This window comes from Streptomyces sp. NPDC102283, from assembly GCF_044766265.1.
In the GTDB taxonomy this organism is placed as follows: domain Bacteria; phylum Actinomycetota; class Actinomycetes; order Streptomycetales; family Streptomycetaceae; genus Streptomyces.
In genome coordinates this window covers 639712-666163 of sequence record NZ_JBIWLQ010000001.1, presented here as the reverse complement: position 1 = coordinate 666163, position 26452 = coordinate 639712, and the positions used below count along the sequence as shown (strand labels likewise).

Below are 26452 nucleotides of genomic sequence, written 5' to 3'. Positions count from 1 at the left end.
CAACGTTCGCAGTATTAGTTCACAGCATGCGTTCGCAGCATTTTCGTCCACCCCGGAGGAGCCCGCCATGACCTGGACCGAACGCCGCTTCGCCCGCAACGGAGCGGTCGAGCTCGCCCACGACCGGCTCCAGGAGGGCGCGGACGGCGAACCGCTGCTGCTGGTGATGGGTCTTGCGGTCTCCCGGCACTGGTGGCCCGGGGAGCTGTGCGCCGCCTTCGCCGACGCCGGATTCGCCGTCGCCCGCTACGACCAGCGGGACGCGGGCGAGTCCACCCGGCTGCCGAAGCGCACCGCTCGGGGCAACCCCTTCGCCGCCCTGGCCGCCGGCCGCGGCGCCGCCTACACCGCCGAGGACATGGCCGACGACGCCGTCGCCGTCATGGACGCGCTCGGCTGGGAATCGGCCCACCTCTTCGGGCACTCGCTGGGCGGTGTCGTCGCCCAGCGCGTCGCTCTGCGCCACCCGGGCCGGGTGCGCACGCTCACCTCGTCCGCCGCGCTCCCCAGCGATGTCGGCGGGCTGGGAGCCTTCCGCCATCTGCGGCTCGGCACGCTCGCGAAGTTCGCCCGCGTCAAGCCCGCCCGGGACCGGGAGGAACGGATCGCGGCCGGGCTCGCGGTGGCCCGCCTCGTCGCGTCACCCGGCTACCCGTTCGACGAGGCGGAGGCCCTGGAGCGGATCACCGCCGACGTGGACACCGGCATCGCCGACCCGGACGCCCAGTCCCGCCAGATCGGGGCGCCCTGGACCGGCCCGTCCCTGGCCGAACTGCGCGTCCCCGCGCTGGTGCTGCACGGCACGGACGACCCGCTGCTCAAGCCCTCCGCGGGCCGGGCCACCGCCGCCGCGATCCGCGACGCCCGGCTCGTCCTCCAGCCGGGCGTCGGCCACGACATCCCGCGCGAACGGCACGCCGCCGTCGCCGCCGAGGTGCGGGCCCTCGCGGACCGGGGCGCCCGGGTGGACGGTCGCCCCTAGGGCCAGGTGACCGCGTAACGAGCCTCTCGGGTCAGGCGGCCAGCAGCACGCCGCCCATCGGGCCCGACGGGCGGATCGCACCGACCGAACCCGCCGGACCGGTCGACCGCACGGACCGCCGGCCGCCGGCCGCCCCCGTCGATCGCGACCGCGCGGCGGTGAGGCTGACCAGCCGCTCCCCCGCCAGCGCCAGGACGTCGGCAAGGCGCAGGCCGAGCGCCTGGGCCGCGGCGGCCAGCACCTCCGAGGAAGCCTCCTTGAGACCCCGCTCCACCTCGGAGAGATACGGCATGGAGATCCGGGCCGCCTCGGCGACGTCCTTCAACGTCCGCCCCTGGGACTGGCGTTCGCGGCGCAGCACCTCCCCGACGAGGTCGCGCCAGAGGGGCTCCCGGGGCAGGGCCGGGGAGGCCGCCGGGAGCGGGCGCAGAGGGATCACGTCGGCCTGGTTCGTCACTCGGATGCTCACCGTCCCCAGCCTAGGAGCGCGACGCCGCCCCGGCACGGGTCGGGCGTTGCGCTCCGGGCTGATCTGCTGATGGCGAAGTCGCGTGACGGACGGCCGGCCCGGGGACGGCCTGTTCGGGGCGACCGTACGTGCTCACCCGGCGACGGCGGCATCGCCATCGGCGGTGGCAGCGGCATCGGCATCGGCATCGGCGGTTCGGCGCCGGTAGTAGGCGACCGCGAGAACGACGGTGATGGGCCCCCAAGCGGCGATGGGGGTGACGCACACCGTCGCCAGCGCCTTCCAGGCGCCGTTGGCGTATGCGATGGATTCGACGACACCGAACAGGCCGAGATGGCGACCGCCGCCGATGGGGACGGCGGTGAACACGGCGGTGAGGACCAGGCCGCCGATCACGGCGGGGACGGCAGCCGCCATCGGCCGGACGCGTCTGCCCCCGATGACCGGTATCCAGGCAGGCGCCACCTCGCCCCAGCCCCGGACCAGCCCGATCGTCATGATCGCGGTCGCCTCCGTCAACACGCTGAGCCCGAGGACGTACGGAATGCTCACCCAGTAGGCAGGCATCCCGATCTCCTGGAGCTGCCCCATCTCGAAGTTCAGGGCGAAGGGCAGCCGCCACAGGCACGACGGCAGCAGAATCAGCGGAAGCGCGTAGGCCAGGCGCATCGCCCAGCGCGGAACGGGCCGCTCGGTGTCACTGACGGGCGGGGGCCGGTGCAGGATCTTCGTCGTCATGCATCCACCCTCGCGGAGCAGGCATGACGAGGAATCCCCCGAGCGAGCCAACCCGCTCCCCCGCTCGGGGGAGACCACTCCCGGCGGCCTCACCCGCGCGGGGTAGCGGTTGGTCGCGGCGACCACAGCGACGCCGGCGTGTCTGCCCGTACGGTCAGATCAGACCCTGCGCCAGCATCGCGTCCGCGACCAGCTCGAAGCCCGCGATGTTCGCGCCCACCACGTAGTTGCCGGGGCTGCCGTACCGCTCGGCGGTCGTGTAGCAGGAGTCGTGGATGTGCCGCATGATCTCGGCGAGCCGCTCCTCGGTGTGGGAGAAGGTCCACGAGTCCCGGGACGCGTTCTGCTGCATCTCCAGCGCGCTCGTCGCGACCCCGCCCGCGTTGGCCGCCTTGCCGGGAGCGAAGGCGACGCCCGCCTCCTGGAACACCCGGACCGCGTCCGGGGTGGTGGGCATGTTGGCGCCCTCCGCGACCGCCTTGACCCCGTTGCGCACGAGGGCCAGCGCGTCGGCCTCGTGGAGTTCGTTCTGCGTGGCGCAGGGCAGGGCCACGTCCACGGGGACCGCCCACACCCCCGTCCCGGGGACGAACCGGGCGTGTGCGCCGCGTCGTTCGGCGTACTCGGAGACCCGGCCCCGGCCGGCCTCCTTGATCTCCTTGAGGAGGGCGAGGTCGATGCCCTTCTCGTCGACGACATAACCGCTGGAGTCCGAGCAGGTCACCACGGTCGCGCCGAGCTGCTGGGCCTTCTCGACGGCATAGATGGCGACGTTGCCGGAGCCGGAGACCGCGACGGTCTGGCCTTCCAGCGACTCGCCCCGGCTGCGCAGCATCTCGGCGGTGAACAGGACCGTGCCGTAGCCGGTGGCCTCCGTGCGGGCCTGTGCGCCGCCCCAGCCGAGGCCCTTGCCGGTGAGGACGCCGGACTCGTAACGGTTGGTGATCCGCTTGTACTGGCCGAAGAGATAGCCGATCTCGCGGCCGCCCACGCCGATGTCGCCGGCCGGGACGTCGGTGTACTCCCCCAGGTGACGGTGGAGTTCGGTCATGAAGGACTGGCAGAACCGCATGATCTCGGCGTCGGACCGGCCCTTGGGGTCGAAGTCCGCGCCGCCCTTGCCGCCGCCGATGGGCATGCCGGTGAGGGCGTTCTTGAAGATCTGCTCGAAGCCGAGGAACTTCACGATGCCGAGGTTGACCGAGGGGTGGAAGCGCAGCCCGCCCTTGTAGGGGCCGAGCGAGCTGGAGAACTCCACCCGGAAGCCGCGGTTGACGTGGATGTCGCCGGAGTCGTCCGACCACGGCACCCGGAAGATCAGCTGGCGCTCGGGCTCGCATATGCGCTCGATGATGCGCGCGTCGACGAACTCCGGGCGCCGGGTCAGCACCGGCCCGAGCGTCTCCAGGACCTCGCGGACCGCCTGGTGGAACTCCTGCTCCCCCTGGTTGCGGCGCAGGATCTCGGCGTAGAGCGGCTCGATGACGCGGGCCGCGGCATCGTGCGTGCGGGTGGAGTCGGGCGAGTCGGGGATGACCGGCATCTGATTCTGACCTTCCGTGGTCGGCTCGTGCGCGTCGACGCCCCCGCCCCGGGGAGCGCCACCGGTCCGCCTCCCCCACCGGAGCCCCATGGACTCCCTCCCGGGAGGACCACGCGGCCGACGCCCGGCGGGGCGATGCGCAGGACCGTCGTACGGTCCGATTCTCCCGCGTGGCCCGATGATCTTCGAGGAGCATCCACATATTGACCAGGATCAGCCGCTTGATCAGCGCCCGGACCACCGCGCAGGGCCCCGTGCGCCCCCGATCGGCCGAGTCCCGCGGGCCCGCGGGACTCGGGTACGCTCGCGCGCCGCACCCCCTCCGGTGGCGAAGGTCACACCTCGGATCGGCCCTCACGTGAGCCTCGCAGCGCCCAGAGCCCGGCCCCGGAGGCGAGCACGACCACGCCCGAGGCGACACTCAGGACTATTTCGAGGCCGTTCCTGTCGACCGCGGAACTGAGGAAGACGTTGGCGACGAGCGCGCCGGACAGGACGAGCCAGAGCAGGGTTTTCATGACGGCGATGCCTCCGTGGTCGGTGATGCCTCCAGCCTGTCGGCCGGGCCGCGCCGCGAGGAGGGAGCGGGCCCCCGTATCGGGGTGGAGCAGGCTGCACCCCGCCCCGCGAGCGGCCGGGCGGCGGCGCGGAACCCCGGGGAGGCGGGGGCCATGAGCCGGGCCCCGGGGGCAGCTCGCGTGCGACCGGAGGCCGGAACCGTAAGGGTCCCGTGAAAACAACGCCGGGGCACCCGTGTTACCCGCCAGGAACAAGGACACCCCGCCTGACGATCAGTCATGATGCCCCCATGACGAAGCCTCGGGGGCGGCGGAGAGGGCAGCCTCCTGACGAATTACGGGCACTGTACGGCGTACGCCGGGCCGGGAGCGGCGACCCTGGGACCCGCCGGACCCAGCCTGCGACACCGGTCCGGCCGGCGTCCGGGGACGCGCTTCCCCGGGCGGCGTATCCCGCGTACGCCCGCTCCGCGTATCCCGTCCCGGCGCCGCGGGGAGAGCCGCGCGTCCCCAAGGGCACGGGCGACATGCGGCGCTATCTGGCGGTCGGCCTCGACAGCTACCTGTGCCTGCTGGCCGTCGGACTCCTGGTGCGGTCCTGCCTGAACTCCGGCGGGACGGGGCACGCGGTCGCCCTGCTGGTCGTCCAGTCGGTCGCGCTGTCGTTCGCCAACCAGGTGCTGCTGACGATGGCCGTCCGGGCGAGCGCCGGAAAGCTGATCATGGGGGTCCGGGTGATCCGGCTGCCCGACGCGGGGAGGCCGGGGTTCCGCCTGCTGGTGCTGCGCTGGCTGTACGGGCTCCTCTGGCTGCCGCGCCAGCCCTGGCGCCGGCTCCGCGGCACGCCGGCGGCCGGCGGCCCCGGCAGGGCCCCGGGCCGCCGTTCCGAGACGCCCGCGGACCTCGCGGGGGTGCGCCAGGTCCGGTGCAGCGACCTGCGGTCGTACCGGGCCGCGGTGCGGGGGCGTACGGGCTGAGCCTGCTCTCCGTAAAACCTTCAGGTGGGAAAGGGCCGATGTTCAGCGCCAGTCGCCGGCGATCCAGGCCACGAGGCGGGGGTGGGCGGTGTACGGGTCGCACTCGGCGATCACCCTGGTGGAGACGAAGTCCCGGGTGACGACCTGCCCGACATCACGCGCCACGCGGCTGAAGCCACCGCTGACGTCCCCGGGTTCCCCGATCGTCAACCGGCCGGAGGGGGCGGCTGTCGTCTCCTCTTCGCAGCCGACGTGAGGGAGGGGCTGGCCGAGGTACCAGCCGCAGACGAAGACGGCGTACAGGGCGGCGGCGGCGCCCATGCGGCGCGGGGTTATCCAGGTTATCCAGTGAGACACCCGCCGGAGTGTTCCACGGTCCGGGCTTCGAGGACGCGGCGATCAGACCCTGGCGGTACGCGGCCGATGGACGGCCAGCCATCCCTCGGCGTGGGCAACCGCTTCAGCCAGTCCGAACAAGCGGCCCACAGCACCGCCGACTTCTCCCCTGTCCACCGCGTTGTGCTTCTCGAAGGCCGCCCCCAGGTCATCGAAGCGGTCGTCGGAAATCGCGGTGTCGCGCACCGTCCTCCAACGGCGGCCCTTCGCGGTCATGACCGCGAAGGAGTTGTCGACCTCGTGCCCCGGAATGCGGTATTCGGCCAGGTGGAACGCCGTACACGACGCGAAGTCCGTGCCGAGGAGGAGGATCCGCGCTCCGCCCTCTTCGAGCCGCGCGAGGGGGCTGCGTTCACCGAGCCGGCAGTCGAGTGCGTGACCGTCCACGATGCCGGCGGCGCGTGGACCCACGGCGGCGAAGGACGTCTGCGGATGGCGGCTGCGCAGAGCGCCCGGCCAGGTCCGGACGGTCTCCGGGACGACACCGACGCCGAGGGTGGGCGTGGTGCGCGCGTCGAAGGGCGGCATCGCCGCGCGAATGTCCGCCCACCACGCCTCCGGGACGGGTCTGTTCCCCCAGTTCGCCGGATCCGAGTTGTTTCCCGAGTGCGTCGGAACGACCAGGGTCCCCTCGTCGCCCAGAACATCGAGCAGGGCCATGACGACGGCAACGGGACCGCCGCAGACCCAGCCGAGCGAGCTGAGGGAGGAGTGCGCCAGGACTGTTTCACCCGGCTTCAGGCCGAGCGCGCGCAGGTCCGAGGCGAGCGAATCACGCGTACACAGCGGGCCGGTCGAAGCTGTCGAATCTATGGGAGGCATGGTCGCTCAGTGTCCTGGTCACACGGCTGCCGCACCACAGGATTTCCGGGCCGTCGCCGCACGTCGCCGCACACGGAGTTGGACGGTCGCGGTCGGCCGAGGCCCGAACGCCTCACCACCGCCTTCCTACCGGATCCGCCTCGCGGACGGACCCGGATCGGCAAGCTGTCAGAGGGACGCAGCGGGGCAGCTCGTGCCCCGTGGTGGGACTGCCAGGTCCGTGAGGTAGCTGTCCACCGCGTCCTCCATGCACGGGCCGCTGGTCACGCTGCCGTGGCCGTGGCCCTCGTAGGTGAGGAGCACGCCGCCGCGGCCGAGCTGCCGGGCCACCGAGACCGCCCACGCGTAGCCGGTGGCGGGGTCGTGCAGCGCGTTGGACAGCAGGATCGGCGGTGCGCCGTGTACGCGCAGCCGGTGCTGCGGGTTGGCGGTCGGCGCGCCCAGGCACGCCGCCACCATGTGGATCGGCAGCAGGTGGGGCAGGTCGGGCGCGGTCCTGTTCATCGTGGAGACGAGTGAGGCGTACTCCCGGTAGTCGCGCACCGGCAGGCGCCAGTCGGAGCAGAAGACCGGGGTGGCGAGAGGCAGCGGCATGTTCGAGGTGGGCGACGCGGGCAGCGGCTCGCTCGCGTGCATGCGCGCGATCTCCGCGGCGAGGCCAGCGTAGTCGGCGGAGTAGAACTTCCGGAACGCGATCTTGTTGACCAGGTCCGAGGAGGACAGTGCGGTGCCCGGCTTCGCGGGGTTCTCCAACCGGCCCCGTCCGGCCCGGTCCAGCAGGCCCTGCCAGACGGCACGGACGTCGTGACCGCCCAGCGCGCAGGCGCCTGCGCCATCGCACCACTTCACGAACTCCCGGAATGAGTCCTGCGCCGTGGCCGCCTCGGACCGCAGGAAGTCACGGGTGGTCGGGATGCTGTGGTCCATGACGCTCTCCAGCACCATCGCGCGCACGCGGCGCGGGTAGGTCTCGGCGTACTGCGCCCCGAGCATCGTGCCGTACGAACTGCCGTGGAAGGTCAGCTTCCGCTCGCCGAGGGCGGCCCGGAGAGCGTCCAGGTCCCGGACCGTCTGGGCGGAGTCGAGGTGGTCGAAGACCGGGCCGGTGCGGGCCCGGCAATCGGCGCGGAGCCGCCTGTTGTACGCCATGGTGGCGTCGAAGTCCGCCTGACTCCTCAGCTCCGGTGACGGCCGCTCCGCCAGCAGGTCGCCGGAGCAGGCCACCGGGTTGCTGCCGCCCACCCCGCGCGGGTCGAAGCTGACGATGTCGAAGCTGCGGCGGACCTCGGGGCTGAACCGGCTGACGTTTCCGACCACCATCCCCACACCCGAGTCGCCCGGCCCGCCGGGGCCGAACACCATCGAGCCGACGCGTGCGCCGGGTTCGGTGGCCTGACGGCGGGCCACGGCCAGGTCGAGCCTCGGCCCGTCAGGGCGGGCCCAGTCGACCGGCACGGAAAGAGTGGCGCACTCGGCTCCCGGCTTCGACGCGGCGTCGCAAGGCGCCCATCGCAGCAACTCGGCGGCAGACGGCGACGCCTGAACCACGGGAGCGGCGGCAAGGCCGGTCGTGACGGCCATGACGGCTCCCGCGGCCATGGCCGTGCCCCGCGCGGCGACGCGCCGCAGGGTGGATCTCCCCCTGAACAGCATGGATTCTCCTCGTGAAGAGAGCGGTTGTTCCAGGCGTGCGGACCCGGCCGGGGGCACCCTGGTCACGCTAGGTGCGCCGACGCCGCTGTGGCGCCTCTGTCAGGGATCTCTCCGGGCCGGACAGGGGGCATCTCAGGGTCGACAGGGTCTCGTTCCATGACTGCCTCGGAGCCCACCATCGTCGCCACGTCGGGTGGACATCGTGCGGGTGGCCGAACGATGGTGATGTTCGATGCGTTGGTGCATCACGCGGTCGAACTCTCAGGAGCGCACGGACGCCGCCCCCGCATCATGTACGTCGGTACGGCCCTTGGCGACGCCGAGCACTCACGTCGCGTATGACCGAGGCCGCCCGGGTAGCCGGGTTCGACCTGACACCACTTCACCTCTTTCCGATGCCCGACCTCGATGACATCGAGGGCGCGGTGCTCGATCAGGATGTCGTGTGGGTCATGGGCGGCTCGGTGGCGAACCTGTTGGCCGTGTGGCGAGTCCACGGGCTGGACCGTGTCATGCGGCGGGCATGGGATGCCGGCGCCGTGCTCAGCGGGGTCAGCGCGGGGTCGAGCTGCTGGTTCCAGGGAGGTGCCACCGACTCCTTCGGACCTGCGCTCCAGCCGCTCACCAACGCCCTCGGCTTTCTGCCGTACGGCAACGGCGTGCACTACGACACCGACGAGAGCCGCCGTCCGATGATCCATGGACTCGTCGCCGAGGGCACCTTGCCGGAGACACACTGCACCGATGACGGCGTGGGCCTGGTCTACCGCGGCACCGAGCTGGCTGAAGCTGTCACAGAAGTACCCGGGAAAGGCGCCTACGTAGTCGTGCGCGAAGGGGACTCAGCTGTTGAGAACCGCATAGGGCCTCGCCGGTTACCGCCGCTGAGGTTCTGAACGCCTCGGGCGAGGTACTCGCCTTGTCGCTCCGACCTCGGCGTCCGACGGGGCGGGCGAGTGCCTCTGTGGGCATAGCGCACGCGCTCAGCAAGGCACGGCGGGCCGACACGGCGAAGCGCCCGGCCGGGACGACTGGCCGGGCACTCTTCGTGCGGCGTGCGGGGGCTCGTACTAAGACCGCACGAACTCTCCGCCCACGACGCCGCCTTCGAACGCGGACCACTCGCCGGAGGTGAAGACGAGTGCGGGGCCGTCGCCCTGGTCCTTCGTGTCGCGCATGGCTACGCGGCCGTCGCCGAGGAACGCGACCTCCACGCAGGTGGCGTTGTTCTGTGAGCGGCTGGACTTACGCCATACCGCGCCTGTCAGATCCGCGCTCATCATCGGGAAAACTCCTCTGCCGCTTGCCGAAGGATGTCCTGGGTGCCCTTGTGATCCAGAGCGGCATCCCAGATGGAAGTGAACGCCTGGTCGTACCGCTCGATCTCCTGCGGTTTGTCGAGGTACAGATCACCGGTGAAGCCCTCCATGTAGACGGTGGGCGGCTCCATCGGTTGTCCGTCGCCGTTGACGGGGAAGCGCAAGAGCGTGAACGGCCCCGATACGAGGCCGTAGTGCAGACCCGCCGCGAACGGTACGACCCGCAGTGAGACGTTCGGTAGATCCATCGTCTCCGCCAAGCGGTGCAACTGGCGAGCCATTACTTCGCCTCCGCCGACCGGTTGGCGGAGCACCGCTTCGCCAAGCGCCAGTTCCAGGGTGGGCGGGCTGGTCACCCTGGTCAGCAACTCCTGTCGCGCCATACGGACATGCACCCGTCGCTCGATCTCATCGCGCTCGACGTCATGGGTGCCCTCCTGGATCAGCGCTCTGGCGTAGTCCTCCGTCTGCACGAGACCCGGCACCAGGTCCTTGATGTACTGACGCAGGCTTGCCGCCGCCCCTTCCAGTCCGATGAAGAGGTCGAAGCCCTCTGGGATCACGTCACCGTAGGCGTGCCACCATCCCCGGTTCTTGGTCTCCTTGGCGAGCCCCATCAGACCCTTGGTCAACTCGGCGTCAGCGCCGTACGCACGACACATGGCCTCAACGTCCAAGCTGCGCATGGAGGTCTGGCCTGTCTCGATGCGCCAGATCTTCTGATCCGACCACTCCAGGGCCGTCGACGCAGCGCGCACGGTCAGGCGCGCGCGATTGCGCAGCTCACGCAGGTGTCGACCCAGTTGCCGGCGAGGCACTGTCGAACCGCTTGCCGCTTCCACCACTTGATGCGCCTCCGATCTGAAACCAGCTTACGTCCGAAATGGAAGCCTGAATATCTTCGCTATGGAATAGGGGATATGTGTTCGAGAAATTGAATCTCAGATTTCCAATCTGGAGTGTTGCATATTCGAATCATCCAATGCTTCACTCGGTGACCCAAAGGGCTTGCACGATCACAGCGTGTGATCGCAGGCGTGGCGAGGGAGCGAAGCGCGATGAACCCGCTGATGTTTGGCTACATGCGTGTGCCCGACGACATGAGCGACGAGGAGGCGAAGCAAAAACAGGACGACCTCGCCACGTACGCCGAGAGCAACGGCTTCCACCTGGCGACCGTGTTCCACGAGTACGTACCGGGAGCGCAGTCCGCGTTCACGGAGCTGGTGGAAGCGGTCAAGCGCGTCGAGGCCAAGCACGTGGTCGTGCCGTCCTACCGGGAGCTCGCGCTCAACCGGTCGCTCCAGGACGCCATGCTCACCCACCTCTCGTACGCCACCGGGGGCGCGGTAGTCATCAGCTTGGACGACTGCTCATGACGCGCCAAGAGGTGCCCTACCAGCCGGAGCACGTGCGCTTCGTCGACCAACTAGCCGTGACCGCCGCGCAGTCGGCCGTCTCGACCTCCCGTCACTTCCTGCGGTTCGCTCTCTCCAAGTGGCATGCGGCTCTCATCGAGGACGACGTCCTTCTCATCGCCTCGGAGCTGGTCACCAACGCCATCACCATCACCGGAGTGGTGGCCGAGAAGCCGACGTGGCGCGAGCTGGAGCGGCTCGACCTCGTCCACGTCCGTCTCGTCGGCCTGCGGGACAGCGTCGTCATCGAGGTGTGGGACGTATCGAGCGAGCCCCCCGCGCTCAAGCGTGCCGACGACGACGCCGAGGACGGGCGCGGGCTGTTCCTCGTACAGCGGCTTGCGCGGCGCTGGGGTTCCTTCCGCGCCGGGGGCGGAAAGGCGGTGTGGGCCGAGCTGGCGGTCCGCGCACCGCTGCCGCGACGCCGGGACGCCGCACTGCCCGGAGCCGGGTCTGCGGCGACAGGGCCCGATGCCGTGCTCCTCCGCCGCGTCCTCACGGGGCTGGACACGGCGTTATAGGGACCACCGGACACGCCGAAGGCGGCGGCCCCGGAGTCTGCCGGGACCGCCGCCTTCGGGCGGGGACGGGGGTGCCGATGAGGAACGGCGGGAAAAGGATCAGGCCTGGGAGCCGGCCGTCCACTCGGCCCAGCTCATGTTCCAGCCGTTGAGGCCGTTGTCCGGGGTGATGGTCTTGTCCGGGGAGTTCTTGACGATGACCACGTCGCCGACGAGGGAGTTGTCGTAGAACCAGGCGCCGGGCGCGCTGGAGTCGTTCGCGCCCTTCACGTCGGCGAGGCCCACGCAGCCGTGGCTGGTGTTGGCGTTGCCGAAGATGCCCTTGCCCCAGTAGTTGCCGTGGATGAAGGTCCCCGACGTGGACAGCCGCATCGCGTGCGGCACGTCCTTGATGTCGTACTCGCCCTTGCCGTCGTCATCGGTGAAGCCGACGGTGGCGCCGTTCATCCGGGTCTCCTTGTGCTTCTCGGAGATCACCATCTGACCGTTGTACGTGGGGTTCTCGGGCGAGCCCGCGGAGATCGGGATCGTCTTGATCGTCTTGCCGTCGCGGGTGATCGTCATCTGCTTGGTCTTCGCGTCGACGGTGGAGACCTGGTTGCGGCCGACCTTGAAGGTCACGGTCTTCTGCTGGACGCCGAAGACGCCGTCCGCGCCCTCGACGCCGTCGAGGGCCAGCTTCAGGGTGACGGTGGAGTCGCCCTGCCAGTAGTCCTCGGGGCGCAGGTCCAGGCGCTGGGAGTTGAACCAGTGGCCGACGACTTCCTGGCCGCTGCTGGAGGTCACGGTGATGCCGTCCTGGACGGCCTTCTTGTCCGTGATCGCCTTATTGAAGTTGATCGAGACGGGCATCCCGACACCGACCGTGGAGCCGTCCTCGGGGGTGAAGTTCCCGATGAAGCTGTTGTCGGGCGAGACGGTGGTGAAGGAGCTGTTCTCGTGGGCCTCGCGGCCCTTCGAGTCGGCCGCCGTGGCGTCGATCTTGTACGTGGTGGACCGCTCCAGCTGGCCCGCGGGCTTCCAGCTGGACCCGTCGGCCGCCAGCGTGCCCTCGACCGCGTCGCCGGCCGCCGTGGTCATGACGACCTTGGTCAGCTTGCCCTTGGCGACGGTGACCTGGGCCGCGTTGTTGATGCTGGCGTTGGTCGCGCCGTTCTTCGGCTTGATCGCTATCTGCGCCTCGGAGGCGTCCGCGGCTGCCGCCTTGTCCACCTCCTGCTGCGACGACTCCGAGCTCCCGGCGTTCGTCTTGCCGCCCTTGTCGCCGTCGTCGCTACAGGCCGAAAGCACCAGCACGCCGCCGAGCAGTGCGGACATGGCCACAAGGCCCCTGCGCCGCTTGCTGTCCGTCATCACACGCTTCTCCATCGTTGCCGATTCCCCAAAATCCCCGGACGGGGCCGCCAGGCCGCTATTCCCCGCCAATGTTCCAAGAACACCCGGAAAGGGTGGTCCGTTCCACATCCCTGACAGATGTGGGGAACACCACTCATCGACGCGGCCCCGGCAGCGGTGGTTCCCGCGGCCCGGCCCCGCTTTCCGCCGGCGCCCGGCGCGGCCCCGGTCCGCCGGTGAGCGGGGCCGGGGCCGGTGTTCTCACACGTCACACCCGCCGCGCGGGGTCACCGTCCTCGCCGTCCTTCTTCCCATTGTGCGCGACCGCGTCGCCGTACCCCTCCTCATCGCCCTCGTCCAGCGGCAGGAAGAGGTCCTCGTCGCCGTCCTCCGCGCCGTCCCAGCCCTCCGCGTCGGGGTCGTACTCGATGCTCTCGCTGCTCCACGAGGCCTGGGCCAGCTCGACCCCGGGCACCTCGCTGACCAGGTCGAAGGGATCGACCAGCGAGGCGAGGGCCTCTGCACCGTCTGCCCGGACCGTGGCCTCCGCATGCATCCGCTCCTCGGCGGTGTCGCTCCCGGCGACCGCCGCGACGGGCTCCCCGTACTCGGCGGCGATGGATTCGAGGGCGGTACCGGTCAGGGCGTCGAGGTCGGTGACCTCCAGCACCATCTCCACGCGAAGTCGAACAAACCTGGATGTCTCTTCTGTGCTCATAGGCCGGAGCGTAAGGCCCGGCGAGGCCGCGACTTTCCACCGACCCGCTGCTTTGCTTAGCATCGGCCCACGGGGCTAACTCACGGTTGTCGCAAGGGGATCGAATCTGTGTCCGTCGCTCGTCGCACACTGCTGACCACCACCGCCGCAGGCACGCTGCTGGCCGCTCTCTGGTTCGTCCCGTCGGCCAACGCGACCGGTGAGAACGGCGCCCAGGGCGCCCCGGCCGCCGCCTCCGACCGGATCGCCGAGGAGTCCGCCGGGCAGTCCGCCGGGAGCCCCGGCGACGGCTCCGGCGCGCTCCTCGCCGACACCGGGCCGGGCCCGGACACCACGCCGTATCTCATCGGCGGGACAGCCCTGTTGGGCCTCGGCGCGGGCTTCGTCACGTACTCGGTGCGCCGTTCCGGTGCCGGGACGCGCCCGGCGCTCTGAGCATTTCGTACGTACGCGAGAGGGCTCCCGCGACGATGGCGCGGGGGCCCTCTTCCGTGCGTACGTACGGGACCGGCTCCGTGCGTGCGTACGGGGACCGGCTCAGGCCAGCGGCCCCGTGACCGGCTCCACGGCCGCGACCAGGCGCCCCTCCCGTACGAACGTGTCGGCGGCGGCCAGGTCCGGCGCGAGGAAGCGGTCCGGGCCCGGGCCCTCGGCGCCGGCGGCCCGCAGCGCGTCGACGGCGGCCTGCGAGGCCGGGGCGGGGGCCAGGCCCTGGGCGGCGCGGATCTCGACGGCGCGGGTCGCGGCGTACAGCTCGACGGCGACGATCCGGGCCAGGTTGTCCACGGCCGTACGGAGTTTGCGCGCGGCGGACCAGCCCATGGAGACGTGGTCCTCCTGCATCGCGGAGGACGGGATGGAGTCGGCGGAGGCGGGGACCGCGAGCCGCTTCATCTCGCTGACCAGGGCGGCCTGGGTGTACTGGGCGATCATCAGGCCCGAGTCGACCCCGGCGTCGTCCGCGAGGAACGGCGGCAGGCCGTGCGAGCGGTTCTTGTCGAGCAGCCGGTCGGTGCGGCGCTCGCAGATCGAGCCGAGGTCGGCGGCGACGATCGCGAGGAAGTCCAGGACGTACGCGACGGGGGCGCCGTGGAAGTTGCCGTTGGACTCGACGCGGCCGTCGGGGAGGACCACCGGGTTGTCCACGGAGGAGGCCAGCTCGCGGCCCGCGACCACGGCCGCGTAGTCGAGGGTGTCCCGGCCCGCGCCGTTGACCTGGGGCGCGCAGCGCACCGAGTAGGCGTCCTGGACCCGGGGCGCGTCATCCTGGTGATGGCCCGTCAGGCCCGAACCGGCCAGCACCCGCAGCATGTTGTCCGCGCTGACGCCCTGGCCGGGGTGCGGGCGGATGGCGTGCAGCTCGGGGGCGAGGACCTTGTCCGTGCCGAGCAGCGCCTCCAGGGAGAGGGCTGCGGTGATGTCGGCCGAGGTGTAGAGGTTCTTCAGGTCGGCGAGGGCCATGACGAGCATGCCGAGCATGCCGTCGGTGCCGTTGAGGAGGGCCAGGCCCTCCTTCTCGCGGAGCTCGACCGGAGTGATGCCGTGGGCGGCGAGGAGCTCGCCGGCCGGGCGGACGGTGCCGTCGGGGCCCTCCGCGTCGCCCTCGCCCATCAGGGTGAGCGCGCAGTGCGAGAGCGGGGCGAGGTCACCGGAGCAGCCGAGCGAGCCGTATTCGTGGACGACGGGCGTGATGCCCGCGTTCAGCAGGTCGGCCATGGTCTGCGCGACCTCGGGGCGTACGCCGGTGTGGCCGGAGGCGACCGTCTTCAGCCGGAGGAACATCAGCGCTCGGACGACCTCGCGCTCGACACGGGGGCCCATGCCGGCCGCGTGCGAGCGGACGATGTTGCGCTGGAGCTGCGCCCGCAGTTCCGGGCTGATGTGGCGGCTGGCGAGGGCGCCGAAGCCGGTGGAGACGCCGTAGACCGGCTCGGGCTTGGCGGCGAGCGCGTCCACGATGAGACGGGCGGCGGCCAGGGCTTCCACGGCGGCGGCGGAGAGTTCGACCCGGGCACCGTGGCGGGCCACGGCGACGACGTCCTCGGCGGTGGTTCCGGACGTCCCCACCACGACAGTGTGCATATCCATATTCAGCAGCGTACGTAGTGAAACCCTCCATGTCACTAGCGGTGCCGCGCAGGGCCCCTTACGGAACGGGCACGAGTACGTATGCGTACGTGAGCGGCTTGCCCGCCGCGCACGCTGCCGGGAGGCTGCACGCATGCGTCGACTCCTCCTGCTCGCCCCGTTGCTGCTGTTCTCCGCCGCCGGCTGCGGAATGCTCCAGTCCTCCGAGGGCGAGGCCACCGACTCCGCGCGGGACGTCGCCAGGAAGGCGGGCGAGCGGCTCTACGGCCAGCGCCCGCGCACGGCGGAGGAGGTCGGGTACATCGCCTCCGGCGTCGAGGGGGTGGAGGTACTGCGGGTGAAGGGCACCTCGACCCGCGACGGGGACGGCATCGAGGTGGTCGTCCGCACGTCCGGCACGGCGTACGACCAGAAGTTCGACCCCGAGCCGGTCACCGTGCGGCGCTGTTTCGCGGTCCGGGTGTCGCCGAAGTCCCGGTGGCGCGAGGACCCGCGCGACGTGGACTGCCCGGACGGCCCCCGGCTGGGCTTCGCCCCGCCGCCCGAACCGCCCGCACTGCCGCACGAGGAACTGCGCGCGAAGCTTCCCCGGGTGCCGGAGGGCGGCCGGGTGGACGAGGCCGAGGTGCGCCGGGCGGTCGCCGCGCTGGACATGGACGAGGCGATCCGTATCGAGGTGAAGGCGGGCGCCGACCGGGTCGGCGTCCTCCTGTCGGTGGAGGGCAACGGCCACGACCCGCAGGACTGCCTCCTCGGCCGGGTCGGTCCGGGCGCCACCGAGGTGTGGGTGCCGTCCCGGATACAGCGGATGCGCGGAGAGGGCGGCTGCACCATCCAGAACGCCCTGGAGCGGATGCCGCCGCCGCACTGAGGCCCGAGCGGCAGCGCGCCGGCCGACGAGCCTGAACGTCGGCGCGCCCGCGCTCACCCGCCCGCGCTCACCCGCCCGCGTTCACGGCCTGTTGCCGCGCAGCCTTCGCCGGTCGTGCGCGGACTTCGGCGGGGAGTCCGCGAGCCGGATGACCTCGCCGTCCCGCCCGGCCACCACCGGGCCCGGCGAGCGCGCGGCCTTGGCCCGGTACTGGGCGGCGTCCGCGAGCCGGAACAGCCGGCGGGCCGAGCGGACCTGGCCGATCGGGTCGCCGGTGGAGGCGACCCCGCAGGCGACCCCGTCGCCCAGCTCGATCACCGCCGCCCGGTCGCACAGCTCGGTGGCGGCGCCGACCACCGCGTCGGCCGGGGGGCCCGCCGCGAGCAGACAGAACTCGTCGCCGCCCAGCCGGGCCGCCAGCGCCTCCGGCAGCATCGCCCCGCAGAGGGACAGCACCGAGCCGAAACGTTCCAGCAGGCGGTCGCCGACGGCATGGCCGTGGGTGTCGTTCACCGCCTTGAGGCCGTTCAGGTCGCAGACGACGAGGCTGACGACCGTGTCGTCGACGCGGTGCCGCTCGATGGCCTCGTCGAGCCGGATGTCGACCGCCCGGCGGTTCGCCAGACCGGTCAGCGGGTCGGTGAAGGCCAGTTTGCGGACCTCCTCCAGGCGCTCGGTCTGGGCGATCCCGGAGGCGACGACGGCGGCGAGCACGGTCGCGAAGTCCGCGTCGGCCCGGTCGAAGACGGGCCGCCCGGCCGGCCGCGCCACATACAGCTCGCCCCACGCCCGGCCGTGCAGCACGATCGGCGCGACCACGCAGCAGCCCCGGCCGCGCCGCCGGAGCGCCGCGACCCGCTGGTGGCAGTACGGGCGGGCTCCGCGCGCCGGACCGCCCGCGCCGGGCTGCCCGTCGGCGGTCTCCACCCAGGCGTCGGGCTCGCCGCCGCCAGCCCAGCGCTCGTGCAGGAACTCGGTGATCTCCGGGAACTCATGGACCGGGTAGGCCTCCTCCTCGGGGAACTCTTCCTCCCCCTCGGCCCGTTGGCCCGCGTTCACCAGCACCCGCAGCCTGCCCCGGTCCCGCTCCCACACGGAGAGCGCGGCGAAACTGCCGCCCAGCGCCTCGCAGGCGCCCAGCGCCGCTGCCCGCCACGACTCGCGCGGCGTGTAGGCCGCGGCCATGGTCTGCGCCAGCGAAACCACGGCCCGCAGCCGCTCATCGTCACCACCCATTGCCCCAGCTTATGTAGATTTGTCCCCTTTTGACCCTTTTGATCAGTTCGAAGCGTAACTAATTTCACCTATTTCCCGGCAGCGCGCTCACTCCGCGTCACGAACACCCCGGGTTCACTCACCGGGCCAGTCGGGGCGCCGCTTCTCGTTGAACGCGGCCACCCCCTCCGCCCGGTCCCCGGAGAAGGCCACCGACCGCCAGGCCGCGTCCTCCACCTCGAGGCCCGCCCGCAGGTCGAGCCCCTGCCCCAGCCGGAGCGCCTTCTTGGCCGCACGCAGCCCGACCGGCGAGTTGGCGGCGATCCGGCCGCCCAGCGCGAGGGCCTCCTCGCGGTCCCGGCCCGCCTCGACCAGCTCGTCGACCAGCCCCAGCTCGCGCGCCTCGGCGGCCTCGACCCGGCGGGCGCTGAACACCAGCTCGGCGGCGCGCGCCGCCCCCACCCGGCGCGGCAGCAGTTGCGTGCCGCCACCGCCCGGGATGACGCCCACGGACACCTCGGGCAGCCCGACCACGGCGGTGGCGTCGGCGACGATCACATCGCAGGCGAGGGCGAGTTCGAAGCCGCCACCGAGGGCGAAGCCGTGCACGGCGGCGATCACCGGCATCGGCAGCTCCAGGACCCCGGTGTAGGCGGCGCGGGCGGTGGGCCGCTGGCGCACGAGGTCGGCGTCGGTGAAGGAGTTGCGCTCCTTGAGGTCCGCGCCCACGCAGAAGGCCCGTTCGTGGCTGGAGGTCAGAACGGTGGCGCGAACGTCCCGGTCGGCGCCGAGCGCGTCGCAGGCGGCGGCGATGGAGCGGGCCATGTCGGTGGAGACGGCGTTCATGGCCTTGGGCCGGTCGAGGACCAGCTCGGCGACGTGGTCCTGCCCCTCGTGCCGTCGTACGACGACGAACTCCCCGTACCGCTGCTCGGACGTGACGGTCATGGCTGCTCCCCTGTCATGGACGGCCTGTTAACGGGCGTTACCGTCACGGATCCTAGACAGGGCGCCCCCGACCGCGACAGGGCGGGACGGGGGCGGGGGGCGTGACGACCGGGACAGAGGCATGACGACGGGGACGGCGAAGGCCCGACGGCCGGGGCGCGACAAGGGGGGCGGGCCGCGCTCAGGAACCGGTCTTCCCCCGCCGGGCCAGCAGCCACGGCTCCACCACGCCGAGCCCGCGCACCGGGCGCTGCCACATCGGCTGGAGCCCGAAGCGGTACGTGGGCAGCGGGGGTTCGTCGTCGGGCTCGCGGCCCTCCTTCTCGGCGACCCGGGCCCGCTCGGCGGCGGCCGCGACGGCCTCGGCGGCCTGTGCCTCGGACTCCGGCGCGTCGCCGTGCCGGACCAACTCCTTGGCGAACGCCCCGTCGACCAGGACGGCGTCCTTCGGCGCTATCGAGGTGAGCCGGCTGGCGAGGTTCACCGTGGTGCCGAAGACGTCGCCCATCCGGGTGGTGACCGTGCCGAAGGCGATGCCGACGCGCAGGGCGGGCATCGTCTCGTCCTGGGACATGGCCTCGATCAGCCGGAGCGCTATCTCGGCGGCGGTGCCCGCGTCGTCGGCGGCGAAGAGGACCTCGTCGCCGAGGGTCTTGATGAGCCGGCCGCCGTGCGCGGCGACCAGGTCGGCGGCGGTCGTCTCGAAGGACTCGACCAGCTCGCCGAGCTCCTCCTCCTCCAAGCGCCGGGTCAGCCGGGTGAAGCCGACCAGGTCCGCGAAGCCGACGGCGAGCCGCCGGTCGACCATCTCCTCGTCGTCCGCGGCCTGCACGACCCGGCCGGTGGCGGCGGCGAGCTGGCGGCGCCACACGTAGACGAGGAACTCCTGGAGCTCCGGGAGCAGCAGCTCGATCAGCGGATACGTGACCTCGGTGCGGGTCATGCCGGGCTCGGGCGGCTCGGTCAGCCCCTCCAGGAACGAGTCGATCTGCCACTCGGCCAGCCGGGCGGTGGTCTGCCCGGTGGAACGGGCGACCTGGATCGCCATCGGCTCGCTGAGCAGCCCCGCCTCGACGAGACCGGCGAGCCGCCGCAGGGCGAGCACGTCGGCCTCGGTGAGCGCCTTGGCCTGACCGATGTCGGCGAAGCCCATGGCCCGCCAGAACCGGGAGGCCAGGTCCATCGAGACCCCGGCGGTGCGGGCCGCCTGGAAGGGCGTGTAGCGCCGGTCGGCCCCCAGGATCAGCGCTTCGAGGCGGATGGCGAGGGGGTCGTCGGTCGGTTCCACCGTGTGGTCGACCTCGTGGTGGGGTGTGGCGTGGACCGAGGAGTCCGGCCCGGGCTCCTCACCCGCGCCGGACGTCGCGTCGCCGACGGTCACCAGCCGCCTCCTGCCCGTTCCCTGCGCACTGCCCTGCCGATCTGTCGCTGGATCGCCTCAACGATACGGCAGGTGTGCCCCAGCTCACGTCCTTGGTTGTCCGTCATCGGTGCGTCGCGCGTGACATCTCGGGCATACGCGGTTTCCACCGGTACGCCCGCCGGGGGCACACGGCCGATCAGGTCAGGCCGCCCGCCGCGCCCCGCAGGTGGACGATGTCCCCGGCCGACACCGGCCGCTGGAGCCCGTCCTCGGTGGAGAGGACCAGACGCCCGTCGCCGTCGATCGCGACCGCCTCGCCGACCAGGGACGTCCCCCCCGGCAGCTCCGCCCGCACGGTCCGGTCCAGCGTCGCGCAGCCCGCCGCGTAGGCGGCCTGGAGCCCGCTCGCGGCCGCGTCGCCGTCCGCCGCCCTCCACCGCCCGTACCAGTCCTCCAGCGAGCGCAGGACGGCGCGCAGCAGGGTCTCGCGGTCGGTGGAGACCGCTCCGGCGAGCGCCAGCGACCCGGCGGTGGGGGCGGGCAGCTCGTCGGCGCGGAGCGAGACGTTGATGCCGAGGCCGACGACGATGCCGTCCCCCGCGAACTCGCCGAGGATGCCGCCCGTCTTGCGCTCCTCCCCTTCCACCGCGACCAGCAGGTCGTTGGGCCACTTCAGCGAGATGTCGACACCCGCCGACTTGGCGAGCCCGGTCGCGGCGGCGACCCCGGCCAGCAGCGGCACCCACCCCCACCGCTCCACGGGGATGTCGCCGGGCTCCAGGTAGACCGAGAAGAACAGCCCGGAGCGGGGCGGTGCGGTCCAGGTCCGCTCCAGCCGTCCGCGCCCCGCGGTCTGCTCCTCGGCGACCAGCACCGTGCCCTCGCCCACCGTCCCGCCACGGGTCCGCCCGGCGAGGTCGGTGTTGGTGGATCCGGTGGACTCCACGACCTCCAGCGACGTCCACAGCGTGTCCGACCGCAGCAGCCCGCGCCGCAGCGCGGTCGCGTTGAGGGGCGGCCGGTCGAGGTCCGACCAGCGGTTGTGTGGCGCATCCGGTGGTGTCATGCAACCCAGCCTAGGTGTGGCAAAGGACGCACTGCCTTTCCGCAGGCGCGCCGATACCCTACGAGTCAGTAGCCAGAGCCGGACTGACGGCTGGCCGTCCCCCCGTGACCGGTGCCAGACGTCGTCCCCGTGACCAGGCAGGGAGCCGCCCCCCGATGTCCGAGCCGCTAAGCGACATCCACACCACCGCGGGCAAGCTCGCGGACCTGACGCGCCGCATCGACGAGGCGACGCACGCCGGTTCGGCCCGCGCGGTCGAGAAGCAGCACGCCAAGGGCAAGCTGACGGCCCGTGAGCGGGTCGATCTGCTGCTGGACGAGGGCTCCTTCGTGGAGCTCGACGAGTTCGCCCGGCACCGCTCCACCAACTTCGGCATCGAGAAGAACCGCCCGTACGGGGACGGTGTCGTCACCGGTTACGGCACGGTCGACGGCCGCCCGGTCTGCGTGTACTCGCAGGACTTCACCATCTTCGGCGGTTCGCTCGGCGAGGTCTACGGCGAGAAGATCGTCAAGGTCATGGACTTCGCGCTGAAGACCGGCTGCCCGGTCATCGGCATCAACGACGGCGGCGGCGCGCGGATCCAGGAGGGCGTCGTCGCGCTCGGCCTGTTCGCCGAGATCTTCCGCCGCAACGTGCACGCCTCCGGGGTCATCCCGCAGATCTCGCTGATCGTCGGCCCGTGCGCGGGCGGTGCGGTCTACTCCCCCGCGATCACCGACTTCACGGTGATGGTCGACCAGACCTCGCACATGTTCATCACCGGCCCCGACGTCATCAAGACGGTCACCGGCGAGGACGTCGGCTTCGAGGAGCTGGGCGGCGCCCGTACGCACAACACCACCTCCGGGGTGGCGCACCACATGGCGGGCGACGAGAAGGACGCCATCGAGTACGTCAAGTCGCTGCTGTCCTATCTCCCGTCGAACAACCTCTCCGAGGCCCCGGTCTTCCCGGAGGAGGCGGACCTCGCCACCACCGACGAGGACCGCGGGCTGGACACGCTCATCCCGGACTCGGCGAACCAGCCGTACGACATGCACACCGCGATCGAGCACGTGCTGGACGACGGCGAGTTCCTGGAGACCCAGGCCCTGTTCGCACCGAACATCATCACCGGCTTCGGCCGGGTCGAGGGCCACCCGGTCGGCATCGTCGCCAACCAGCCGATGCAGTTCGCGGGCTGCCTGGACATCAACGCCAGCGAGAAGGCGGCGCGCTTCGTCCGCACCTGCGACGCGTTCAACGTCCCCGTCATCACCTTCGTGGACGTGCCGGGCTTCCTGCCGGGCGTGGACCAGGAGTACGGCGGCATCATCCGGCGCGGCGCGAAGCTGATCTACGCGTACGCGGAGGCCACGGTCCCGCTGATCACCGTCATCACCCGCAAGGCCTTCGGCGGCGCGTACGACGTGATGGGCTCCAAGCACCTGGGGGCCGACCTGAACGTCGCCTGGCCGACCGCGCAGATCGCGGTGATGGGGGCGCAGGGCGCGGTGAACATCCTGCACCGGCGCGCCATCGCCGCCGCCGAGGACCCGGACGCGACGCGCGCCGAGCTGATGACGGCCTACGAGGACGCGCTGCTCAACCCGTACGTGGCGGCCGAGCGCGGCTACGTCGACGCGGTCATCATGCCGTCCGACACCCGGGCCCATATCGTCAAGGGGCTGCGTCAGCTGCGTACGAAGCGGGAATCCCTGCCTCCGAAGAAGCACGGCAACATCCCGCTCTGACCGGCCCCATCAGCCGCTCGCAGAAAGGTCCGCCCATGATCAAGGTCGTACGGGGCAATCCCACCCCGGAGGAGCTGGCCGCCGCACTGGCGGTGGTCCGGGCGCGCGCAGCGGCGGCGTCCGCCGTGTCGTCCGGCGCGCCGCTGCCGCCCGAGCAGTGGTCGGACCCGGGGCGCATCGCCCGGGGCGGCCGCCCGCGGCCGGGCCCCCGGGCCTGGGCGCGGACGTACTGGCCGGCCTGAGCCGCGAAGCCGCCCCCGTCCGCACGGGGGCGGCTTTGAGTACCCGTACTCAGGCGCGGCGGCGGGCGGCGCAGCAGGATCGGGAGCATGCTGTGGTCCGACCCCGAGAACAAGCCGCCGAAGGAACTGCGCGACGCCCAGGCCATGATGCGCAGAGCCGGCGTCCTGCTGGCGCTGGCGATGCTGGTGGCGATGTTCGCCCTCGGCATCCGCTGAGAGCCGGGCCCGCCGCTCTCCGGGGAGCCGGGCCCGCGGCCTTCCGGCCCTCGCGCGCCCTTCTACGATGGCCCGCATGACTGATCAGCGCCGTCTCGTGCTCGCCTCCGCCTCCCCTGCCCGTCTCGGTCTGCTGCGCCAGGCCGGATTCGCCCCCGAGGTGATCGTCAGCGGGGTGGACGAGGACGCCATCGACGCACCGACCCCCGCCGAGCTCGCGCTCGTCCTGGCCCGGGCCAAGGCGGCGGCCGTCGCGGAGCGCCCCGAGGCCGCGGGCGCCCTGGTCATCGGCTGCGACTCGGTGCTGGAGCTGGACGGCGGGGCCCTGGGCAAGCCGGCCGACGCCGAGGAGGCCACCGCCCGCTGGAAGTCGATGCGCGGCCGGTCGGGCGTCCTGCGGACCGGGCACAGCGTGATCGACACCGCCTCGGGCCGTACGGCCTCGGCGACGGCGTCCACGGTCGTACGGTTCGGCGAGCCGAGCGACGCCGAGGTCGCCGCCTACGTGGCCTCGGGCGAACCGCTCCATGTCGCGGGGGCGTTCACGCTGGACGGCCGCTCGGCGCCGTTCGTCGACTCCATCGAGGGCGACCACGGCAATGTCATCGGACTCTCGCTGCCGCTGCTGCGCCGACTGCTGGGCGAGCTGGACGTCTCCGTGACGGAGCTGTGGGTCTGAGACCCGAGGCGGGCGGCTCCGGCGCGCGTCTGCTAGGCGGTCCGCGGCGCCGGGGCCGCCTCGTCGCTCACGCCGTCCTCGGCCCGGGGCTCGGGCCCGTACACCAGCAGGGTGAGCACCAGCAGGGCCAGCACGAGCATCATGAACGCGAAGGCGCCCCAGCCCACCAGGCCGACGGTGACCGCGCCGAGGACGCCGTGCACGACCGCGCAGCCGGTCAGGGCGATGCGCCCGAAGCGCCCCGGGGCACGGTCGCGAGCCCCGGCCAGCAGGGCGATCAGCCCGCACAGGACCAGCAGCAGCCCGAAGACGCCGCCCATCACCCAGGTGCCGGCGGACATGGCGTCCGGGTCCAGGCCGGCGAGCGACATGTTCTGGTTCTCGGCGATCGTGGCCAGGACGGCGTTGATGAGCACGATGCCCACCGCCTCCCCGAACAGTACGAGCGCGGTCATGATCGCCACCGGTCTGCGCATGACCGATCCACCCCCTGTTACTTGCGGTACGTGCGTAGCGCGGACCTTACTCACGGGTATTCCTCCGTACAAGGGGTCGGACAGGTCCGTACGCCGAGCAAAGAATCCGTCGACCGTTCGTAGGGACCCGACAAAGAAACGCCGTAAGGCGTTGAGCTTAAAGACAGAGACCTGAACCACACCGGCTGGTTACTGTGCGGTTGAGGATCGCGGCGTACCGTGGTGCCACAAGGGATTTCACTACTGGGGCAAGCCTCGGATCACACTCCGTGTGGGCAAGCTCACCATTGGGGACGGGTCGTACGGCCGTGTCGGTAGTCCCTAAACTCAGCTTGTTTCGAGGAGGGAGTCATCGTGCGCAAGGTGCTCATCGCCAACCGTGGCGAAATCGCTGTCCGCGTTGCTCGGGCGTGCCGGGACGCGGGGATCGCGAGCGTCGCGGTCTACGCCGAGCCGGACCGGGACGCGCTGCATGTCCGGGCCGCAGACGAGGCGTTCGCCCTGGGCGGTGACACCCCGGCCGCCAGCTATCTGGACATGGCCAAGGTGCTGCAGGCCGCCAAGGACTCCGGGGCGGACGCGATCCACCCCGGCTACGGATTCCTGTCGGAGAACGCGGAGTTCGCCCAGGCCGTCCTGGACGCCGGACTGACCTGGATCGGCCCGCCGCCGCAGGCCATCCGCGACCTCGGCGACAAGGTCGCCGCCCGGCACATCGCCCAGCGCGCGGGCGCCCCGCTGGTGGCCGGCACCCCGGACCCGGTCTCCGGGCCCGACGAGGTCGTCGCGTTCGCCGAGCAGAACGGACTGCCGATCGCGATCAAGGCCGCCTTCGGCGGCGGCGGTCGCGGCCTGAAGGTGGCCCGCACCCTGGAGGAGATCCCGGAGTTGTACGACTCCGCGGTCCGCGAGGCCGTCGCGGCGTTCGGCCGGGGCGAGTGCTTCGTCGAGCGCTACCTCGACAAGCCGCGCCACGTGGAGACCCAGTGCCTGGCCGACACCCACGGCAACGTGGTCGTCGTCTCCACCCGCGACTGCTCGCTCCAGCGCCGCCACCAGAAGCTCGTGGAGGAGGCCCCGGCCCCGTTCCTGAGCCAGGCGCAGAACGAGGAGCTGTACGCCGCGTCGAAGGCGATCCTGAAGGAAGCCGGCTACGTCGGCGCGGGCACCGTCGAGTTCCTCGTCGGCGTCGACGGCACGATCTCCTTCCTGGAGGTCAACACCCGCCTCCAGGTCGAGCACCCCGTCACCGAAGAGGTCACGGGCATCGACCTCGTACGCGAGATGTTCCGCATCGCCGACGGCGAGGAGCTGGGCTACGACGACCCCGCCCTGCGCGGTCACTCCTTCGAGTTCCGTATCAACGGCGAGGACCCGGGCCGCGGCTTCCTGCCCGCCCCCGGCACCGTCACCACCTTCGCCCCGCCCACCGGCCCCGGCGTCCGCCTGGACGCGGGCGTCGAGTCCGGCTCGGTCATCGGCCCGGCCTGGGACTCGCTGCTCGCCAAGCTCATCGTGACCGGCGCGACCCGGGAACAGGCGCTCCAGCGCGCCGCCCGCGCGCTCGCCGAGTTCACCGTCGAGGGCATGGCCACCGCCATCCCCTTCCACCGGGCCGTCGTCGCGGACCCCGCCTTCACCGCGAACCCGTTCACCGTCCACACCCGGTGGATCGAGACGGAGTTCGTCAACGAGATCAAGCCCTTCGCCGCACCCGCCGACGCGGACACGGACGACGAGGCCGGACGGGAGACCGTCGTCGTCGAGGTCGGCGGCAAGCGCCTGGAGGTGTCGCTGCCGTCCTCGCTGGGCATGTCGCTGGCCCGCACCGGCCTCGCCGCCGGCGCGAAGCCCAAGCGCCGCGCCGCGAAGAAGGCCGGCTCCGCCGCCTCGGGCGACAGCCTCGCCTCGCCCATGCAGGGCACCATCGTCAAGATCGCGGTGGAGGAGGGCCAAGAGGTCCAGGAGGGCGACCTCGTCGTCGTCCTGGAAGCCATGAAGATGGAGCAGCCGCTCAACGCGCACCGCTCCGGCACCGTCAAGGGCCTCACCGCCGAGGTCGGCGCGTCCATCACCTCCGGTGCCCTGATCTGCGAGATCAAGGGCTGACCGCCCGGCGCACTTCGAAGGGGCCCGGTCCACG

General features: G+C 71.7%; 28 protein-coding genes and 1 pseudogene. 12 read left to right on the top strand and 17 right to left on the bottom strand.

Annotated features, from left to right (window positions below):
* Nucleotides 1-67: 67 nt before the first annotated feature.
* Entirely contained in the window at nucleotides 68-982 is a 915-nt protein-coding gene (locus ACIRJT_RS03255; RefSeq protein ID WP_403903746.1) for an alpha/beta fold hydrolase, read from the top strand.
* 31 nt (nucleotides 983-1013) lie between these two features.
* Here the strand turns inward: ACIRJT_RS03255 and ACIRJT_RS03250 are convergent, their stop codons facing one another.
* From ACIRJT_RS03250 to ACIRJT_RS03235, 4 genes are all read right to left on the bottom strand, one after another.
* Nucleotides 1014-1451: a helix-turn-helix domain-containing protein gene (locus ACIRJT_RS03250; RefSeq protein WP_403903744.1), complete on the bottom strand. Its 438-nt coding sequence runs from the start codon at nucleotides 1449-1451 to the stop codon at nucleotides 1014-1016.
* A gap of 132 nt (nucleotides 1452-1583) precedes the next feature.
* On the bottom strand, nucleotides 1584-2189 hold the full coding sequence (locus ACIRJT_RS03245; RefSeq protein ID WP_403903742.1) for a hypothetical protein: 606 nt from the start codon (nucleotides 2187-2189) through the stop codon (nucleotides 1584-1586).
* Nucleotides 2190-2343: 154 nt separating this feature from the next.
* Nucleotides 2344-3732: an NADP-specific glutamate dehydrogenase gene (gene gdhA / locus ACIRJT_RS03240; RefSeq protein ID WP_403903740.1), complete on the bottom strand. Its 1389-nt coding sequence runs from the start codon at nucleotides 3730-3732 to the stop codon at nucleotides 2344-2346.
* A 335-nt stretch (nucleotides 3733-4067) separates the two neighbouring features.
* Nucleotides 4068-4250 (bottom strand): hypothetical protein, encoded by a 183-nt coding sequence (locus ACIRJT_RS03235; RefSeq protein WP_403903738.1) that lies wholly within the window; start codon nucleotides 4248-4250, stop codon nucleotides 4068-4070.
* Nucleotides 4251-4777: 527 nt separating this feature from the next.
* Between ACIRJT_RS03235 and ACIRJT_RS03230 the strand changes: the two genes are divergently transcribed.
* The gene (locus tag ACIRJT_RS03230; RefSeq protein ID WP_403903735.1) at nucleotides 4778-5227 is read left to right on the top strand and encodes an RDD family protein; all 450 of its coding nucleotides are present in this window, start codon (nucleotides 4778-4780) and stop codon (nucleotides 5225-5227) included.
* 42 nt (nucleotides 5228-5269) lie between these two features.
* On the opposite strand, the gene ACIRJT_RS03225 is transcribed toward ACIRJT_RS03230, so the two are convergent.
* The 3 genes from ACIRJT_RS03225 to ACIRJT_RS03215 all read right to left on the bottom strand — a co-directional run bounded on the left by ACIRJT_RS03225 (nucleotide 5270) and on the right by ACIRJT_RS03215 (nucleotide 8098).
* Entirely contained in the window at nucleotides 5270-5584 is a 315-nt protein-coding gene (locus tag ACIRJT_RS03225; RefSeq protein WP_403903733.1) for a hypothetical protein, read from the bottom strand.
* Between the two features lie 42 nt (nucleotides 5585-5626).
* The gene (locus tag ACIRJT_RS03220; RefSeq protein ID WP_403903731.1) at nucleotides 5627-6445 is read right to left on the bottom strand and encodes an aminoglycoside N(3)-acetyltransferase; all 819 of its coding nucleotides are present in this window, start codon (nucleotides 6443-6445) and stop codon (nucleotides 5627-5629) included.
* 168 nt (nucleotides 6446-6613) lie between these two features.
* The gene (locus ACIRJT_RS03215; RefSeq protein WP_403903728.1) at nucleotides 6614-8098 is read right to left on the bottom strand and encodes an alpha/beta hydrolase; all 1485 of its coding nucleotides are present in this window, start codon (nucleotides 8096-8098) and stop codon (nucleotides 6614-6616) included.
* Nucleotides 8099-8254: 156 nt separating this feature from the next.
* Between ACIRJT_RS03215 and ACIRJT_RS03210 the strand changes: the two are divergent.
* Nucleotides 8255-8994: pseudogene (locus ACIRJT_RS03210) on the top strand (Type 1 glutamine amidotransferase-like domain-containing protein).
* A gap of 174 nt (nucleotides 8995-9168) precedes the next feature.
* On the opposite strand, the gene ACIRJT_RS03205 reads toward ACIRJT_RS03210, so the two are convergent.
* Both ACIRJT_RS03205 and ACIRJT_RS03200 read right to left on the bottom strand, forming a co-directional pair.
* On the bottom strand, nucleotides 9169-9381 hold the full coding sequence (locus ACIRJT_RS03205) for a DUF397 domain-containing protein (RefSeq protein WP_403903725.1): 213 nt from the start codon (nucleotides 9379-9381) through the stop codon (nucleotides 9169-9171).
* A complete protein-coding gene (locus ACIRJT_RS03200) occupies nucleotides 9378-10262 on the bottom strand; it encodes a helix-turn-helix domain-containing protein (protein ID WP_403903722.1) in 885 nt (294 codons plus the stop codon). The genes ACIRJT_RS03205 and ACIRJT_RS03200 overlap by 4 nt, the downstream gene beginning before the upstream one ends.
* Before the next feature lie 237 nt (nucleotides 10263-10499).
* On the opposite strand from ACIRJT_RS03200, the gene ACIRJT_RS03195 reads away from it, so the two are divergent.
* Nucleotides 10500-10796: a recombinase family protein gene (locus tag ACIRJT_RS03195; RefSeq protein WP_403903719.1), complete on the top strand. Its 297-nt coding sequence runs from the start codon at nucleotides 10500-10502 to the stop codon at nucleotides 10794-10796.
* Nucleotides 10793-11356: an ATP-binding protein gene (locus tag ACIRJT_RS03190; protein ID WP_403903716.1), complete on the top strand. Its 564-nt coding sequence runs from the start codon at nucleotides 10793-10795 to the stop codon at nucleotides 11354-11356. The genes ACIRJT_RS03195 and ACIRJT_RS03190 overlap by 4 nt, the downstream gene beginning before the upstream one ends.
* Nucleotides 11357-11455: 99 nt before the next feature.
* Here ACIRJT_RS03190 and ACIRJT_RS03185 read toward each other — a convergent pair whose 3' ends face one another.
* Entirely contained in the window at nucleotides 11456-12724 is a 1269-nt protein-coding gene (locus tag ACIRJT_RS03185) for an Ig-like domain-containing protein (protein ID WP_403903714.1), read from the bottom strand.
* Between the two features lie 235 nt (nucleotides 12725-12959).
* Nucleotides 12960-13409, bottom strand: coding sequence for a hypothetical protein (locus ACIRJT_RS03180; protein WP_403903711.1), 450 nt, complete (start codon nucleotides 13407-13409; stop codon nucleotides 12960-12962).
* A 108-nt stretch (nucleotides 13410-13517) separates the two neighbouring features.
* On the opposite strand from ACIRJT_RS03180, the gene ACIRJT_RS03175 reads away from it, so the two are divergent.
* Nucleotides 13518-13844, top strand: a complete 327-nt coding sequence (locus ACIRJT_RS03175) for a hypothetical protein (protein WP_403903709.1) — start codon at nucleotides 13518-13520, stop codon at nucleotides 13842-13844.
* 102 nt (nucleotides 13845-13946) lie between these two features.
* On the opposite strand, the gene hutH is transcribed toward ACIRJT_RS03175, so the two are convergent.
* On the bottom strand, nucleotides 13947-15497 hold the full coding sequence (gene hutH, locus ACIRJT_RS03170) for a histidine ammonia-lyase (protein WP_381928183.1): 1551 nt from the start codon (nucleotides 15495-15497) through the stop codon (nucleotides 13947-13949).
* A gap of 133 nt (nucleotides 15498-15630) precedes the next feature.
* On the opposite strand from hutH, the gene ACIRJT_RS03165 reads away from it, so the two are divergent.
* Nucleotides 15631-16368 (top strand): translation initiation factor IF-2, encoded by a 738-nt coding sequence (locus ACIRJT_RS03165; RefSeq protein ID WP_403903706.1) that lies wholly within the window; start codon nucleotides 15631-15633, stop codon nucleotides 16366-16368.
* A gap of 81 nt (nucleotides 16369-16449) precedes the next feature.
* Here the strand turns inward: ACIRJT_RS03165 and ACIRJT_RS03160 are convergent, their stop codons facing one another.
* The 4 genes from ACIRJT_RS03160 to ACIRJT_RS03145 all read right to left on the bottom strand — a co-directional run bounded on the left by ACIRJT_RS03160 (nucleotide 16450) and on the right by ACIRJT_RS03145 (nucleotide 20960).
* On the bottom strand, nucleotides 16450-17604 hold the full coding sequence (locus tag ACIRJT_RS03160) for a diguanylate cyclase domain-containing protein (protein ID WP_403903703.1): 1155 nt from the start codon (nucleotides 17602-17604) through the stop codon (nucleotides 16450-16452).
* A 114-nt stretch (nucleotides 17605-17718) separates the two neighbouring features.
* Nucleotides 17719-18531, bottom strand: coding sequence for an enoyl-CoA hydratase/isomerase family protein (locus ACIRJT_RS03155; protein WP_007458812.1), 813 nt, complete (start codon nucleotides 18529-18531; stop codon nucleotides 17719-17721).
* Between the two features lie 181 nt (nucleotides 18532-18712).
* On the bottom strand, nucleotides 18713-19912 hold the full coding sequence (locus tag ACIRJT_RS03150; protein ID WP_403903700.1) for an adenylate/guanylate cyclase domain-containing protein: 1200 nt from the start codon (nucleotides 19910-19912) through the stop codon (nucleotides 18713-18715).
* Nucleotides 19913-20090: 178 nt separating this feature from the next.
* Entirely contained in the window at nucleotides 20091-20960 is an 870-nt protein-coding gene (locus tag ACIRJT_RS03145) for a biotin--[acetyl-CoA-carboxylase] ligase (RefSeq protein WP_403903698.1), read from the bottom strand.
* A gap of 155 nt (nucleotides 20961-21115) precedes the next feature.
* Here ACIRJT_RS03145 and ACIRJT_RS03140 point away from each other — a divergent pair, with 155 nt between their 5' ends.
* The 4 genes from ACIRJT_RS03140 (at nucleotide 21116) to ACIRJT_RS03125 (ending at nucleotide 23833) form a co-directional block, all read left to right on the top strand.
* Nucleotides 21116-22696, top strand: coding sequence for an acyl-CoA carboxylase subunit beta (locus tag ACIRJT_RS03140; RefSeq protein WP_403903696.1), 1581 nt, complete (start codon nucleotides 21116-21118; stop codon nucleotides 22694-22696).
* Between the two features lie 35 nt (nucleotides 22697-22731).
* Nucleotides 22732-22938, top strand: a complete 207-nt coding sequence (locus ACIRJT_RS03135) for an acyl-CoA carboxylase epsilon subunit (protein ID WP_403903693.1) — start codon at nucleotides 22732-22734, stop codon at nucleotides 22936-22938.
* Nucleotides 22939-23025: 87 nt separating this feature from the next.
* The gene (gene mmpB, locus ACIRJT_RS03130) at nucleotides 23026-23154 is read left to right on the top strand and encodes a morphogenic membrane protein MmpB (RefSeq protein ID WP_371625533.1); all 129 of its coding nucleotides are present in this window, start codon (nucleotides 23026-23028) and stop codon (nucleotides 23152-23154) included.
* Nucleotides 23155-23221: 67 nt separating this feature from the next.
* Nucleotides 23222-23833 (top strand): nucleoside triphosphate pyrophosphatase, encoded by a 612-nt coding sequence (locus ACIRJT_RS03125; protein WP_403903690.1) that lies wholly within the window; start codon nucleotides 23222-23224, stop codon nucleotides 23831-23833.
* Between the two features lie 32 nt (nucleotides 23834-23865).
* Here ACIRJT_RS03125 and ACIRJT_RS03120 read toward each other — a convergent pair whose 3' ends face one another.
* The gene (locus ACIRJT_RS03120) at nucleotides 23866-24309 is read right to left on the bottom strand and encodes a hypothetical protein (RefSeq protein ID WP_403903687.1); all 444 of its coding nucleotides are present in this window, start codon (nucleotides 24307-24309) and stop codon (nucleotides 23866-23868) included.
* 354 nt (nucleotides 24310-24663) lie between these two features.
* Here ACIRJT_RS03120 and ACIRJT_RS03115 point away from each other — a divergent pair, with 354 nt between their 5' ends.
* Complete coding sequence (locus ACIRJT_RS03115) at nucleotides 24664-26418, top strand: acetyl/propionyl/methylcrotonyl-CoA carboxylase subunit alpha (RefSeq protein ID WP_403903684.1); 1755 nt, start codon at nucleotides 24664-24666, stop codon at nucleotides 26416-26418.
* Nucleotides 26419-26452: the final 34 nt, after the last annotated feature.

Bases quoted from the DNA above. Each gene is read 5' to 3' on its own strand.
- ACIRJT_RS03255 (WP_403903746.1), top strand. From the start codon at position 68: ATGACCTGGACCGAACGCCGCTTCGCCCGCAACGGAGCGGTCGAGCTC.
- ACIRJT_RS03245 (WP_403903742.1), bottom strand. From the start codon at position 2,189: ATGACGACGAAGATCCTGCACCGGCCCCCGCCCGTCAGTGACACCGAG.
- gdhA (WP_403903740.1), bottom strand. From the start codon at position 3,732: ATGCCGGTCATCCCCGACTCGCCCGACTCCACCCGCACGCACGATGCC.
- ACIRJT_RS03235 (WP_403903738.1), bottom strand. From the start codon at position 4,250: ATGAAAACCCTGCTCTGGCTCGTCCTGTCCGGCGCGCTCGTCGCCAAC.
- ACIRJT_RS03230 (WP_403903735.1), top strand. From the start codon at position 4,778: ATGCGGCGCTATCTGGCGGTCGGCCTCGACAGCTACCTGTGCCTGCTG.
- ACIRJT_RS03220 (WP_403903731.1), bottom strand. From the start codon at position 6,445: ATGCCTCCCATAGATTCGACAGCTTCGACCGGCCCGCTGTGTACGCGT.
- ACIRJT_RS03215 (WP_403903728.1), bottom strand. From the start codon at position 8,098: ATGCTGTTCAGGGGGAGATCCACCCTGCGGCGCGTCGCCGCGCGGGGC.
- ACIRJT_RS03205 (WP_403903725.1), bottom strand. From the start codon at position 9,381: ATGATGAGCGCGGATCTGACAGGCGCGGTATGGCGTAAGTCCAGCCGC.
- ACIRJT_RS03195 (WP_403903719.1), top strand. From the start codon at position 10,500: ATGCGTGTGCCCGACGACATGAGCGACGAGGAGGCGAAGCAAAAACAG.
- ACIRJT_RS03190 (WP_403903716.1), top strand. From the start codon at position 10,793: ATGACGCGCCAAGAGGTGCCCTACCAGCCGGAGCACGTGCGCTTCGTC.
- ACIRJT_RS03185 (WP_403903714.1), bottom strand. From the start codon at position 12,724: ATGGAGAAGCGTGTGATGACGGACAGCAAGCGGCGCAGGGGCCTTGTG.
- ACIRJT_RS03180 (WP_403903711.1), bottom strand. From the start codon at position 13,409: ATGAGCACAGAAGAGACATCCAGGTTTGTTCGACTTCGCGTGGAGATG.
- hutH (WP_381928183.1), bottom strand. From the start codon at position 15,497: ATGGATATGCACACTGTCGTGGTGGGGACGTCCGGAACCACCGCCGAG.
- ACIRJT_RS03165 (WP_403903706.1), top strand. From the start codon at position 15,631: ATGCGTCGACTCCTCCTGCTCGCCCCGTTGCTGCTGTTCTCCGCCGCC.
- ACIRJT_RS03160 (WP_403903703.1), bottom strand. From the start codon at position 17,604: ATGGGTGGTGACGATGAGCGGCTGCGGGCCGTGGTTTCGCTGGCGCAG.
- ACIRJT_RS03155 (WP_007458812.1), bottom strand. From the start codon at position 18,531: ATGACCGTCACGTCCGAGCAGCGGTACGGGGAGTTCGTCGTCGTACGA.
- ACIRJT_RS03145 (WP_403903698.1), bottom strand. From the start codon at position 20,960: ATGACACCACCGGATGCGCCACACAACCGCTGGTCGGACCTCGACCGG.
- ACIRJT_RS03140 (WP_403903696.1), top strand. From the start codon at position 21,116: ATGTCCGAGCCGCTAAGCGACATCCACACCACCGCGGGCAAGCTCGCG.
- ACIRJT_RS03135 (WP_403903693.1), top strand. From the start codon at position 22,732: ATGATCAAGGTCGTACGGGGCAATCCCACCCCGGAGGAGCTGGCCGCC.
- mmpB (WP_371625533.1), top strand. From the start codon at position 23,026: ATGCTGTGGTCCGACCCCGAGAACAAGCCGCCGAAGGAACTGCGCGAC.
- ACIRJT_RS03125 (WP_403903690.1), top strand. From the start codon at position 23,222: ATGGCCCGCATGACTGATCAGCGCCGTCTCGTGCTCGCCTCCGCCTCC.
- ACIRJT_RS03120 (WP_403903687.1), bottom strand. From the start codon at position 24,309: ATGCGCAGACCGGTGGCGATCATGACCGCGCTCGTACTGTTCGGGGAG.